The sequence below is a fragment of the Streptomyces sp. NPDC037288 genome (assembly GCF_055603265.1).
Map to the genome: position 1 here is coordinate 88,860 of NZ_JBVJVY010000026.1, position 13,026 is coordinate 101,885.

Genomic DNA, 13,026 nt, shown 5'->3' on the forward strand with positions numbered 1-13,026 from the left:
CGGCCCATGAGAACGCAATCACAGAGCACGCCCATGGACGAACCGGACGGTTCGTTCGTGGTGCTGGCGAACGACGAAGCGCAGTACGCGCTGTGGCCCGCGTACGCGGCGATCCCCGACGGGTGGACGGTCACGCTCACCCGGAGCGACCGGCAGACCTGCCTGGACCACATCGAAAAGGAATGGACGGACATGCGTCCGAAGAGCTTGGTGACCACGAAGGTGAGGCGTGCAGCATGAACAAGACCGGTGCGACGATGACCGAGGTGTACAACCACGCGCTGGCGGCGTGGGCGATCAGTGCGGCCTGGGAGATCGGTGCCTTCGAGGCGCTGCGGGAGTCGGGCCCGCTGGACCTCGTGGCGTTCGCGGACGAGAGGGGTCTGGACGCCGGCTCGGTGCACGAGCTGTTCCGGGCGCTGGCCGCGGCCGACGTGGTCACCCGGGAGGAGGACAAGGTCAGGCCGGGCCCGAACTTCGATGAGGCGGACCACTCCAAGTCGCTGTTCCACTGGATGACGCGAGGCTGCGGCGAACTGTTCAGCACGCTTCCCGACCTGATCCGCACGGAGAACCGGGTGGGTTCCTTCTACCGGCGGGACGCGGCGGCGATCAGCATCGCCTGCCGCGAGATCAACGCCGAGTGGTGGGACCCGGTGTTCCTGCCGGTGGTGAGGGAACTGGACTTCACGCACGTGGCCGACCTGGGCTGCGGCAGCGGCGAGCGGCTGATCCGGCTGGCCCGGACCCGGCCGGACATACGCGGCCTCGGCATCGACCTGGCGGACGGCGCGATCGAGGTGGCCACCAGGGCGGTTGCCGAAGCGGGCATGTCGGACCGCATCAGCATCACCCAGGGCGACGCCACGGCCCTCGAACCCCGCCCCGAGTACGTGGGCGTCGACCTGCTGACCTCGTTCATGATGGGGCACGACTTCTGGCCCCGCGCCGAGGCGGTCGCGTCGCTGCGGCGCATCCGGGAGGTCTTCCCCGACCTGAAGCACTTCCTGCTGGCCGACGCGACGCGCACGACGACGTACGCCGACCGGGACATGCCCGTCTTCAGCATGGCCTTCGAGTTCGCCCACGCGGTGATGGGGGACTACCTGCCCACCCTGGAGGAGTGGGGGCCCGTCTTCGAGGAGGCCGGCTGGCGCGTCGCGGGCCTCCACCCCATCTCCGTGCCCGCGGACAGCGTGATGTTCCACCTGACTCCGGCCACCTGATTCCAGACACGCCCCCCGGGAGCACCCGATCCGCGAGCCCGCGGCGCGGAAGCTCCCGGGGGTCACCGCCAGGTCGGCGGCCGCCGCCGTGCCCAGGCCGGTGAGGCGGGTGACGACAGCGGCGGCGAAGGGCGCCTCCCGTACGTCGGTGAGGGCCTCGCCGCCCAGCGCCCTGCGCAGCCGTGACACCGGGGACCGCAGCGCGTTGCCGAACAGCATGCGCAGCCGGGCGCACGGCGCCTTCCCCCGAGATCAACCGACGACCGGCACAGCATCCAGCGCAGCCTCGGCCTCCTCCACTTCCGTCGCCGCGGCGTCCCGAGCCACCTGAGCGCGATCCGCCGCTCTGCTGCCCACGGCCGAGAACCCCACGAGTGCCGCCACGTACCCGGCGAGCACCGCGCTCGTGTCGGCCGTCCGGGCCAGCAGCCGGGCCTGGCGCAGGTTGAGACGAGCCGCGGCGGTCCTGCCCGCCTCTCCTCGTCCGACCGCCGCACCGGCCGCGTTACCGGCGCCCGCGGCGCAGACCTCGGCCAGTGCGGCGAACACGAACGCCAGGGGCACCAGCCCACCGATGGCCAGGCCCGCCGCCAGGGGCACCGATACGACCCGGTCCGCTGTCGGCGTACGCGCGGTGAACGTGTCCGCCACTCCCACGCCCGCAGCCACGAAGAGCAGGAGCGCGGCGAAGGAATACCCCATCAGCGCGCCGAGCGGGCCGTATGCGGCGCCCTTGGCGCCGGTGGGCGCTCGAGTGCCAGGCGCCCTCACATCCGTGCCCGCGACGGCCTCCTTCAAAGGGAGGTCGGGCGGGTGTCCTTCGTGCGAGGACGGCGCGTAGTGGTGCACGTCGCCGAGGACATGCCCCGCGATGAAGATGCCGGGACCGTGGTTGTGCTGCTCTCGCCGCCCCACGGGTTCAGACATCGCTGCCAGGCGTCGCGCCGTGATGGATCGTGAGGCCGCCTCGGACGTCGCCGTTGATGAAGGTGCCCTGACCGTGATTGTGCTGGTTGACCACGCCGGCCGGCCGATCCGTCCCCGCAAGGGCCCGCAGCTCCTGAAAGGCCACCGGGTCCCGTCGCATCAGCTCCTGCAGGGCGGGAGCCCATGCGGCCGCCGCACAGCGCGCCGCCTCATCGCGGTACGCCGCCGAGTACCGCTCCACACGCGCTCGATCCTCGTCGAGCCGTTCCAGTACGACGCCGGTGTCCGGCCGGTCGCCGCGCCGCAGGGCACGCCGGATGACGTCCCTGGCCTTTGCGTAGGTGTCCTGTGACGCCTCACTGAGGAGGGCCGCGAGCACTGTCGTCACGGCGAATGTCAGCTCGTCCACGGTCGTCGTCTCTCCCCCGATGGTCCCAGCACTGTATCGGCGCACGCACCGGACGGCAGCCGGAACGGCTCATCCCGCACCACCGTGACGGGACGGCCGGGTCCGCCGCACTCACCCGAGCCCCGTCGGTCTACAGGCCCACATCGCGGCTGCGGACGTCCTCCAGGGACTCCCGGCGGACCAGGAGGCGGGCGTGGCCGTCGTGTACGGCCACCACGGGCGGGCGGCCGACCAGGTTGTAGCCGGAGGCCATGGACAACTGGTACGCGCCCGCCACGGGGACGGCGAGCAGGTCGCCGGGGCGGAGGTCGGCGGGCAGTTCCACACCGGCCGCCAGGACGTCCCCCGCCTCGCAGTGCCGGCCCACGACGGTGACCCGGGCGCGGTCCGCCGTACCGGCCCGGCCGATCAGGCGCGGTGTGTACCGGACGCCGTACAGGGCCGGGCGCGGGTTGTCGCTCATGCCGCCGTCAACGGCGACGAAGACGTGGTCGCCCGTGCGCTTCACCGACAGGACGCGGTACAGGGCGATCCCGGCGGGGCCCGCGATCGCCCGGCCGGGCTCGATGATCAGGCGGGGGACCGGCAGTCCGGCCGTGGCGCAGGCGCCGGCGAGTTCCGCGCGGACCCTGCGGGCCAGCGCCGTCACGTCCAGGGCCTGGTCGCCGGGGCGGTAGGCGATGCCGTGGCCGCCGCCGAGGTCGAGTTCGGGCAGGACCAGGCCGTGCTGCTCGTACAGGCGGGCCATCAGACCGACCAGCCGGCGTACGGCGGCCAGGTACGGCTTGACGGTGGTGATCTGTGAACCCAGGTGGCAGTGCAGACCGGTGAGTTGCAGCCGCGGCTGGTCGAGGATGCGGGTGATGGCGTGCTGGGCGTACCCGTCGGCGATGGACAGGCCGAACTTCTGGTCGTCCGTGCCGGTACGGATCTTCTCGTGGCCGCCTGCGCTGATGCCGGGAACGACCCGGACCATGACCTTCTGGTGCCCGTCCGGTCCGACGGCGGCGGCGAGACGTGCGATCTCGGCGGGACTGTCGATGACGATCCGGCCGACCCCGAGACGCAGCGCGGTGTCCAGGTCGCGCGGGGACTTGGCGTTGCCGTGCAGCACGATCCGCTCGGGCGGGAAGCCGGTGGTGACGGCGAGTTCGAGCTCGCCGGCGGAGCAGACGTCGAGACCGAGTCCCTCCTCGGCCGTCCAGTGGGCCACGGCCCGGCACAGGAACGCCTTGGCGGCGTACAGGACTTCGGCGTCCGGGAAGGCGTTCAGATAGGTGCGGCAGCGGTCGCGGACCTCGGCCTCGTCCAGGACGTAGACGGGGGTGCCGAAGCGGTCGGCGACCTCGGCGAGCGGTACGCCGCCGACGGCGAGGCCGCCGTGCGGCGCCCCGGTGGTGGAGGCGGGCCACAGCAACAGGCCGGCGGCGGTGGCGGGTTCGTGAACCGTGGTCATCGTGTCCTGCCCCTCAGGCGGCCCGCAGCGCGGGCAGCTCGGATGTGACCGGTGCGGCGGCCGGGGCGGTGAACCGCGGGTCCACCGTGAGGGCGGTGACACCGAGCGGCACGGCCAGCGCGCGCAGGGCGGGCGCGGCGAGGCGAATCCACGGCTGGCCGGGGCCGAGGGCGGCGGCCAGCCGGCCCTCGGTGGTGAAGCCGACGGCCGTACGGTCGCCGAGGGGGGTACGGAAGAGCCGGGGTGCGCACCCGCGGGGTCCCGGCCGGACCGGGACGTACAGGGGTCCGGCCGGGAACGGATCGGAGGGCTCGGGGTCTTCGCCGTAGAGGAGTTCTGCCATGGGGGCCTCCCGGTTCGGCAGGGTTCGGGGGAATCCGGGGCCCCGGGCGCGGGGAGGCGGTGCCGGGGCGTGGTGTCGACGTTATCCCCGAAGGCCGGGGGTGCCGGGACGTGCCGGAGGTGTCCTGACGGGACGTTTACGGCGTTCGGGACGCCCTTGACGGCACGCTGACGGCACCGGGGCGGGGCGGGGGACGCTCACCCGCGCCGCCATGTCCCTGGCTTACTCTTCGGGACGTGACGACCGAGCTGACCCTGCTGTCCCAAGTCGCCTGTCGTGGACGGGAGATCACCGCGCCCCGGCTGCGCGGGCTGCTCGCGCTGCTCGCGGAGGACCTGCGCACAGGCTGCAGCACGGCCCGGCTCGTGGAGGGGCTGTGGGCGGACGAGCTGCCCGAGCGGCCGGGCAAGGCGGTGCAGATCCTGGTGTCGCGGCTCCGGGCCCAGCTGGGTGCCGAGCTGGTCGTGAGCACACCGGCCGGGTACCGGCTGGCTCTGGACGAGACGCAGGTCGACGCGTCCGCGCTGCTGCTGCGCGAGGCGGCGAGCGCCGAGCGCGCGCGGGCCGGGGACCACGACGGCGCGCTGGCCGAGGCCGACGCCGGGCTGGCGCTGTGGGACGGAAGCGTGGGCGCCGCGGCGGGAGAGGACCTGCACGACCCGGTGGTGGCGCTGCGTGCCGGCCTGGTCCGGGCGCACCGCTCGCTGGTCCGCTCCCGGGCCCTCGCCCTCGCCCGGCTGGGCCGGCGCGAGGAGGCCGCGGCACCCCTGGCCGAACTGGCTCTGGAGCTGCCGCGGGACGAGGAGGTGCTGGCGGAACTGCTGCGCTGCGAGGCCGCCACCGCGGGCCGGGCCGCGGCACTGACCCGCTACGACGCCTACCGCCGCCGGCTCCGGGACGGTCTGGGTACCGATCCCGGGCCCCGGCTCAAGCGAGTCCAGCAGGAGTTGCTGAGCGCGGACGCACCGCCGGTCCGCCACGGCGTGCCGCACGACCCGAACCCGCTGCTGGGCCGGGACGCCGACATCGCCGCTGTGGCCGGGCTGCTGCGCGAGGCGCGCGTGGTCACCGTGGCCGGCCCGGGCGGCCTGGGCAAGACCCGTCTCTCCCACGCGGTGAGCCGGGCGGCCGAGCAGCCCGTGGTGCACTTCGTCGCCCTGGCCGGTGTCACCGCCGACGCCGACGTGGCCGGTGAGGTGGCCTCCGCGGTCGGTGCCGGGGAGGGCCGGCAGTTCCCGGGCGGCGGGGACGCGGTGAGCGGCATCATCGGCGCGCTCGGCACCGGACCCGCGCTGCTGGTGCTGGACAACTGCGAGCAGGTGATCGCGGGTGCGGCGGGTCTCGTCCAGGCGCTGGTGTCACGCTCGAGGGAACTGCGGATCCTGGCCACCAGCCGGGCCCCGCTGGGGCTGACCTCGGAGGCCGTGTACGCCCTGCCGGAGCTGTCCCAGGCGACCTCGGTCGAGCTCTTCACCCAGCGGGCGCGCGCCGCCCGCCCCGGCGTGGAGCTGCCCGCACAAGCGGTGGCCGAGATCTGCCGGCACCTGGAGGGGCTGCCGCTGGCCGTGGAGCTGGCCGCGGCCCGGGTACGGGTGCTGTCCGTGGCCGACATCTCGCGCCGGCTGCGGGACCGGTTCACGCTGCTGCGCGGCGGCGCCCGCGACACACCCGAGCGGCACCGCACCCTGCGGGCGGTGGTCGACTGGAGCTGGAACCTCCTCGAACCCGACGGCCGGGCGGCCCTGCGCGCCCTGTCCGTCTTCCCCGGAGGCTTCACCGAGGACGCGGCGCAGTACCTGCTCGGCGAGACCGGGGACGCGCTGACCCTGCTGGAGCAGCTGGCCGGCCAGTCCCTGGTCAAGGTGGACGACGGCCCCTTCGGCGTGCGCTTCGGCATGCTGGAGACACTGCGGGAGTTCGGCTCGGCCAAGCGTGCCGAGGCCGGCGAGGAGGAGGTGGTGACCGGCCGGTTCCTCGCCTGGGCAAGGGACTTCGGCCGCGCCCATCACGACCGGCTCTACAGCGAGGATCCGGTGCCCGCCTGGACGCGCATCCGCGCCGAGCAGGACAACCTCGTCCTCGCCCTGCGCCACGCCCTGGCCCGCTCCGACGGACCCACCACCGCGGCCGTCACCGCCGTACTGTCCTCCCTGTGGGCCATCGGCTCCAGCTACGCCCGGCTGGCCTCGCTGGCCGCCGACACCGCAGGCCCGCTGTCCCACTTCCGGCCCGACGACCCCGAGGACGTGGAACCGGCCCGCAGCGCGGCGGCGGTGTGCGCGGCGAGCCTCTTCATGGGCCACGGCCCGCACGCCGTACGCCAGTTGGTGACTCTGCGCCGGCTGCCGTCCGCCCCGCCGGACACCGTGGTGCGGGCCCTGTCCGTCGTGCTGTGCGCCGTACCGGAGATGCGGCCGCCGGAGTTCGCCCGGCTCCAGCAGCTGTGCGAGGCCGACGAGCCGCTGCTGGCGGGCATAGCCGCGGGCGTCGCCAGCTACGTCTGGGAGGCCGGGCACGACACGGAACGTGCGCTGGAGAACGCCCGCCGGATGCTCGACGCGCTCGCCCCGCTGAACAACCCGGCCATGCGCCTGCTCAGCCACGGCCGGATCAGCGAGCTGTGCCTGGAGTCCGAACGGGGCGCGGAGGCGTACGACCATCTGCGCGCGGCCCTGGGCGCGCTGGACGCGTTCGGCGACCCGTCGGACCTGCTCGGCGTCCGGTGGGGGCTGGTGCTGGCCTGTCTGCACAAGGGCGACATCGACGAGGCCGAGTACTGGCTGGGCCGCGCGACTCTGGACCAGCCGCCGGAGTCGGACCGGATGTTCATCCCCGAGCTGCCGGCCAGGGCTGAGATCGCGCTGGCCCGGGGACTGACGGAGGTCGGGCTCGGGCTGTGGCGCCGGGCGGCGGAGGGGGTACGGGAGGCCGCCGCCCTGTACGCCGACGATCCCTTCGTGGATCCGTGGGCGCTGCAGCTGCGGTCGGCGGCCGTGGCCGCGCACGCGCTGCACGGCCGGCCGGACCCGGTCGCCGGGCTCACCGAGGAGCTGCGGGCGCGGCTGCCCGGCCTGCTGTCCGGCGCCCCGGCCGACCGGGCCCCGGTGGAACTGCCGGTCTACGGCACGTTGTTGCTGGCGGTCGGACTCGCCCGGCTGGCCCAGGGCGACCCGGCGGCGGTACGGCTGGTGGCGCTGGCCGAACGGATGCCGGTCCTGCGGGAGTTCCCCGCCCTGTCCCTGACCCGCTCCCGGCAGGCGGCCGAGAACGCCGACGGGGCGGCGTACACCGACGCGAGGTCGAGGTACGCCGCCCTGGGACGGGAGGAGCTGCGGGCGGAGGCGTTGCGGGAGCTGACAGGCGCCGGGGGATGACAGCACCCCCGAAGGGGCGCGGGGCTGTATCGATGTGCGGCTCCACCGCGTGGGCGCGAGCAACCACAACGCGCCCGCACCCGCCGTTCCGGCCGGACTCACCTCTTCGGCTCGCGACTGAACTGCGCCTTGGACCACAGGTAGCCCAGCAGGGTCAGGGCCAGGCACCAGCCGACGGCCAGTACCGCGTTCTTCGTGCCGATCCCGCTGCCCAGCAGCAGCCCGCGCAGGGTCTCGATGGCGGGCGTGAAGGGCTGGTACTCGGCGAACCAGCGGAACCAGCTCGGCATGAGGTGCACCGGCACGAAGGCGCTGCCCAGGAAGGGCAGCATGATCAGCGGCATTCCCAGGTTGCTGGCGCCCTCGGCGTTGGGGCTCGCCAGGCCCATGCCGACCGCGACCCAGGTCATCGCGATGCTGACCAGTGCCAGCAGCCCGACGGCCAGGATCCACTCCAGCGGTGTCGCGTTCGGCCGGAAGCCGATGGCGAGGCCGATGCCCAGCACCAGCGCCAGGGACATCAGGATCTGGATCACGCTGCCGGCCACATGCCCGATCAGGACGGAGGCACGGGAGATCGCCATGGTGCGGAACCGGGCCATGATGCCCTCGGTCATGTCGGTGGCCACGGACACCGCGGTGCCGATGGCGGTGCCGCCGATGGTCATCATCAGGATGCCGGGGACCAGGTAGGCGATGTACCGGGAGCGGTCCGCGTGGCCGCCGATGCCGGCGCTCATCACGTCACCGAAGACGTACACGAAGAGCAGCAGCAGGATGACCGGGGTGAGCAGGAGGTTCAGGGTGAGGGAGGGGTAGCGGCGGGCGTGCAGGAGGTTGCGCCGCAGCATGGTGAGGTTGTCGCGGACGGCGTGGGGGGCGGCGGCACTCATCGGACGGTCTCCTTGTCGGTGGGCTGGGCAGGTACGGAGCTGCCGGTCAGGGCGAAGAACACGTCGTCCAGGTCCGGGGTGTGCACGGACAGTTCGTCGGCCTCGATGGAGGCGGCGTCGAGCCAGTCGAGGATGGCGCGCAGCTCGCGCTGGCTGCCGTCGCTGGGGATCTGCAGGGTGAGCGCCTGGTCGTCCCGGGTGACCTCGCGCAGTGCGGTGGCCGCGCCTTCGTACGCCACCGGGTCGGCGAAGCGCAGCCGTACATGGCCGCCGGGAACGAGCCGCTTCAGCTCCTCGGCGCTGCCCTCGGCGACCAGCTTGCCGCCGTTGAGCACCGCGATGCGGTCGGCCAGCTGGTCGGCCTCGTCCAGGTACTGGGTGGTGAGGAAGACGGTCGTACCGCCGGAGACCAGCTCGCGGATGATCTGCCACATGGTGTGGCGGGAGCGCGGGTCCAGGCCGGTGGTCGGCTCGTCGAGGAAGATGATCCGCGGGCTGCCCACCAGGGTCATGGCGATGTCCAGGCGGCGCTTCATGCCGCCGGAGTAGGTGGCGGCGGGCTTCTTCGCGGCCTCGACCAGGTCGAAGCGCTCCAGCAGCCCGGCGGTGACCCGCCGGCCCTCCCGGCGGGAGAGGTGGTGCAGGTCGGCCATCAGCAGCATGTTCTCCTCGCCGGTGATCAGCCCGTCCACGGCCGAGAACTGGCCGGTGACCCCGATGGCCGCCCGGACCGCCTGGGCCTCGGCGGTCAGGTGGTGCCCGGCGATCCGTGCCTGGCCGCCGTCGGCGGAGATCAGGGTGGACAGGATGCCGACCGCCGTGGTCTTGCCCGCGCCGTTCGGCCCGAGGAGGGAGAAGACCGTCCCGGCGGGCACGTGGATGTCGATGCCGTCGAGGACGGTCTTGTCCCCGTAGGACTTGCGCAGCCCGGTGGCCGCGATCGCGAGTTCGTGGTCCGTCGTCGTCATGCCGCAGAGACTGCCGCCGGGGCGGTTCAGAACGGCTTCAGCCGGGTTTCAGCACGCCGGCCAGGGCCGCAGCACACTGAAACCCGCAGGTGGGCGGTGGGTGACGGTCCGGCCTTTAGGCTTCTTGTCGTAGGAAAGTCGCTTCGGAAAGAGGTCCCGTTGAGCTTCTGGTCGATCTACCAGCACGGCTTCGCGCGCGTCGCCGCGTGCACGGGCCACACCGTCATCGCCGACCCGCCCGCCAACGCGGAGGCGGTGCTGCGCCATGCGCGCCGGTGCGCCGAGGAGGGCGTCGCCGTCGCCGTCTTCCCGGAGCTGTGCCTCTCCGGGTACGCCATCGACGACCTGCTGCTGCAGGACGCCATGCTCGACGACGTCGTGACGGCGCTCGCCACGATCGCGGCCGAGTCGGCGGACCTGCTGCCGGTCCTGGTCGTCGGCGCCCCGCTGCGCCACCGCGACCGGATCTTCAACTGCGCGGTGATCGTGCACCGCGGCCGGATCCTCGGCGTCGTACCGAAGTCGTACCCGCCGAACTACCGGGAGTTCTACGAGCGCCGGCAGATCGCCGGGGGTGACGACGAGCGCGGCGGAACGATCCGGCTCGGCGGCGCGGACGTGCCGTTCGGCGTGGACCTCCTCTTCGCCGCGGCGGACGTGCCCGGTCTCGTGCTGCACGCGGAGATCTGCGAGGACATGTGGGTGCCGGTGCCGCCGAGCGCGGAGGCGGCGCTGGCCGGCGCGACCGTCCTGGTCAACCTCTCGGGCAGCCCCATCACGGTCGGCCGGGCCGAGGACCGCAAGCTGTTGTGCCGCTCGGCGTCCTCGCGCTGCCTCGCCGCGTACGTCTACGCGGCGGCCGGCCTCGGCGAGTCGACCACCGACCTGTCCTGGGACGGCCAGACCCTGATCTACGAGAACGGGGTGCTGCTGGCCGAGACCGAGCGCTTCCCGCTCGGCGAGCAGTACGCGGTGGCCGACGTCGACCTGGACCTGCTGCGGCAGGAGCGGCAGCGGATGGGCACGTTCGGCGAGAACCGCCGTACCCACGGCGCACGCACCGCCGACTTCCGCACGGTGTCGTTCGAGCTGAGCCCTCCGGTGACCGACCTGGGCCTGCGCCGCCGCCTCGAACGCTTCCCCTTCGTGCCCGCCGACGCCGACCGCCTCGCCCTGGACTGCTACGAGGCGTACAACATCCAGGTCGCGGGGTTGCAGCAGCGGCTCGCCTCGATCGGCGGCCCCAAGGTCGTCATCGGCGTCTCCGGCGGCCTGGACTCCACGCACGCGCTGATCGTCGCCGCCCGGGCCATGGACCGCGCCGGCCGCCCGCGCAGCGACATCCTGGCCTTCACCCTGCCCGGCTTCGCCACCAGCGACCACACCAAGGACAACGCCCACCGGCTGATGCGGGCCCTCGGCGTCACGGCGGCCGAGCTGGACATCACGCCGACCGCACGCCTGATGCTCAAGGAGATCGGCCACCCCTTCGCCTCCGGCGAGCCGGTGTACGACGTCACCTTCGAGAACGTCCAGGCGGGCCTGCGCACCGACTACCTGTTCCGGCTGGCCAACCAGCGCGGCGGCATCGTGCTCGGCACCGGTGACCTCTCCGAGCTGGCGCTCGGCTGGTCCACGTACGGCGTCGGCGACCAGATGAGCCACTACAACGTCAACTCCGGCGTGCCGAAGACGCTGATCCAGCACCTGATCCGCTGGGTCATCAGCAGCGAGCAGTTCGACGAGGAGACCGGCAAGATCCTGGCCGCGATCCTGGACACGGAGATCAGCCCGGAACTCGTCCCCGGCGAGGAGATGCAGTCCACCGAGTCGAAGATCGGCCCGTACGCGCTGCACGACTTCACCCTCTTCCACGTCCTGCGCTACGGCTTCCGCCCCTCCAAGATCGCCTTCCTCGCCTGGCACGCCTGGCACGACCGGGAGGCCGGCGCCTGGCCCCCCGGCTTCCCGGAGGCCGACCGAGGCTCCTACGACCTCGCTCAGATCCGCCACTGGCTGGAGGTCTTCATCCGCCGCTTCTTCGCCTTCTCCCAGTTCAAGCGCTCGGCGATGCCGAACGGCCCCAAGGTCTCGGCGGGCGGCTCCCTCTCCCCGCGCGGCGACTGGCGGGCCCCGTCCGACGGCAACGCCCACGCCTGGCTGCGGGACCTGGAGCGCTTCGGTCTCCTCGGGGAAGAGGGCGGGCGGTAAGCGGGCCCACCACCTCGCCGTCCTACGCGAGTCGCGGCACTCGGGGATCCGGCGGCGCCGGGAAACGGGTGGCTCGCCAGGCGAGGACGAACAGGGCGGCCGAGACCGGCGAACCGAGGGCCAGCCAGGTGACCCCCTCGGTGGAGCCGGCCATGTCCGTGGGGTGGAGGTAGCACAGCGGCAGCAGCCAGGCGGCCGTACCGGCGAGGGCGCCCGCGAACGGCAGGACCGACGGCAGGACCTCGTCGTCGGGCCGCCGACGCCGCCGTCCGCGCAGCCGCAGCAGCACCTGGGCCGCCGGACACCCCGCGGTCAGGGCGAGCACGGCCGCCGCGACGGCCACGCTGCCGCCCGTGGTGACGTGGTCGTGCCAGACGTACCGCTCCCCGGCGACCTTCATCACCTGGCGGTGCCAGACGGTCAGTTCGACCCGGTCGCCGGCCTGGAACGCCCGGGCGGCATCGGCGGACACCCTCAGCCGGTCGGTCGGGTCGCCGTGGGCGAAGTACAGCCGGCTGGCCTGCTTCGGTCCGCGCGGATCGGTCCGGGAGATCACCGCGGGAAGGGTGGACAGGCAGTCGTACGACTCGGCGTCGGACGTCCCGGCGGGGCAGGGCACCGCCCTCTCCCAGGCCCGCTCGTACGCCGTGGCGGCCGGTACGAACCATCCGGCCGTACCCGCCGCCACGAGCAGCAGCAGGCAGGCGCCCAGCCGGCCCGCCCAGCCGCTGCCCACGCTCTTGCCGGTGACATAGCGGATCCGGGTCGACCCGGGAGAGCCGTACCGGCGGTGCATCCTGCGCAGCGCGGCCAGCCGTCCGGCGAAGGCCGGTTTGCCGTACGCGGCACTGGACGGCTGGGGCAGCAGCAGTCTGCGCCCACCCCGCAGCGCCACCATGACCCGCTCGTTCTCCCCGCCCCGGGGCAGGGTCTGCACCCGGACCAGCAGATCCGCGACCTCCTGCCACGGCACGCTGCGGCGGCGCAGCAGCGTCCAGGTGTACAGCCCGTACGCGTCCGCGCGCATCCAGCCCGTCGCCACGTACAGCGACCACACGACGGCCGCCACCAGGCACAGCCCGATGGTCACCAGGACGAGGGGGAGTGTGTCCGACATCCCGCCGGCACACCCCAGCCCCACCGCGGCGAGCAGTCCCCCACCCGCCCCGAGGGGGACGAGCCACCGCACGGAGCGCTTCCAAGGGGACCGGCAGACAAG

Annotated in this window: 11 protein-coding genes; 4 read left to right on the forward strand and 7 right to left on the reverse strand. The window is 73.3% G+C overall.

What is annotated here, in order from left to right; all coding sequences use genetic code 11:
• Window positions 1–6 precede the first annotated feature (6 nt).
• Both ACZ7GZ_RS26765 and ACZ7GZ_RS26770 read left to right on the forward strand, forming a co-directional pair.
• A complete protein-coding gene (locus ACZ7GZ_RS26765; RefSeq protein ID WP_471027927.1) occupies window positions 7–240 on the forward strand; it encodes an MbtH family protein in 234 nt (77 codons plus the stop codon).
• Window positions 237–1,226, forward strand: coding sequence for a class I SAM-dependent methyltransferase (locus ACZ7GZ_RS26770; protein ID WP_471027929.1), 990 nt, complete (start codon window positions 237–239; stop codon window positions 1,224–1,226). Before ACZ7GZ_RS26765 ends, ACZ7GZ_RS26770 begins: the two co-directional genes overlap by 4 nt.
• A 252-nt stretch (window positions 1,227–1,478) precedes the next feature.
• Here ACZ7GZ_RS26770 and ACZ7GZ_RS26775 read toward each other — a convergent pair whose 3' ends face one another.
• The 4 genes from ACZ7GZ_RS26775 to ACZ7GZ_RS26790 form a co-directional block, all read right to left on the reverse strand.
• Entirely contained in the window at window positions 1,479–2,153 is a 675-nt protein-coding gene (locus ACZ7GZ_RS26775; RefSeq protein WP_471027931.1) for a hypothetical protein, read from the reverse strand.
• Window positions 2,146–2,562: a hypothetical protein gene (locus tag ACZ7GZ_RS26780; protein WP_471027933.1), complete on the reverse strand. Its 417-nt coding sequence runs from the start codon at window positions 2,560–2,562 to the stop codon at window positions 2,146–2,148. Before ACZ7GZ_RS26780 ends, ACZ7GZ_RS26775 begins: the two co-directional genes overlap by 8 nt.
• A 130-nt stretch (window positions 2,563–2,692) precedes the next feature.
• A complete protein-coding gene (gene lysA / locus ACZ7GZ_RS26785) occupies window positions 2,693–4,018 on the reverse strand; it encodes a diaminopimelate decarboxylase (RefSeq protein WP_471027934.1) in 1,326 nt (441 codons plus the stop codon).
• 13 nt (window positions 4,019–4,031) lie between these two features.
• Window positions 4,032–4,361: an SAV_915 family protein gene (locus ACZ7GZ_RS26790; protein ID WP_471027935.1), complete on the reverse strand. Its 330-nt coding sequence runs from the start codon at window positions 4,359–4,361 to the stop codon at window positions 4,032–4,034.
• A gap of 236 nt (window positions 4,362–4,597) precedes the next feature.
• Here ACZ7GZ_RS26790 and ACZ7GZ_RS26795 point away from each other — a divergent pair, with 236 nt between their 5' ends.
• On the forward strand, window positions 4,598–7,735 hold the full coding sequence (locus ACZ7GZ_RS26795) for an ATP-binding protein (RefSeq protein WP_471027936.1): 3,138 nt from the start codon (window positions 4,598–4,600) through the stop codon (window positions 7,733–7,735).
• Between the two features lie 98 nt (window positions 7,736–7,833).
• On the opposite strand, the gene ACZ7GZ_RS26800 is transcribed toward ACZ7GZ_RS26795, so the two are convergent.
• Together ACZ7GZ_RS26800 and ACZ7GZ_RS26805 are read right to left on the reverse strand one after the other, a co-directional pair.
• On the reverse strand, window positions 7,834–8,628 hold the full coding sequence (locus ACZ7GZ_RS26800; RefSeq protein ID WP_471027937.1) for an ABC transporter permease: 795 nt from the start codon (window positions 8,626–8,628) through the stop codon (window positions 7,834–7,836).
• Entirely contained in the window at window positions 8,625–9,596 is a 972-nt protein-coding gene (locus ACZ7GZ_RS26805; RefSeq protein ID WP_471027938.1) for an ATP-binding cassette domain-containing protein, read from the reverse strand. Before ACZ7GZ_RS26805 ends, ACZ7GZ_RS26800 begins: the two co-directional genes overlap by 4 nt.
• Before the next feature lie 159 nt (window positions 9,597–9,755).
• Between ACZ7GZ_RS26805 and ACZ7GZ_RS26810 the strand changes: the two genes are divergently transcribed.
• Window positions 9,756–11,807, forward strand: coding sequence for an NAD(+) synthase (locus ACZ7GZ_RS26810; RefSeq protein ID WP_471027939.1), 2,052 nt, complete (start codon window positions 9,756–9,758; stop codon window positions 11,805–11,807).
• A gap of 22 nt (window positions 11,808–11,829) precedes the next feature.
• Here the strand turns inward: ACZ7GZ_RS26810 and ACZ7GZ_RS26815 are convergent, their stop codons facing one another.
• Window positions 11,830–12,924, reverse strand: coding sequence for a hypothetical protein (locus tag ACZ7GZ_RS26815; RefSeq protein WP_471027940.1), 1,095 nt, complete (start codon window positions 12,922–12,924; stop codon window positions 11,830–11,832).
• Window positions 12,925–13,026 lie beyond the last annotated feature (102 nt).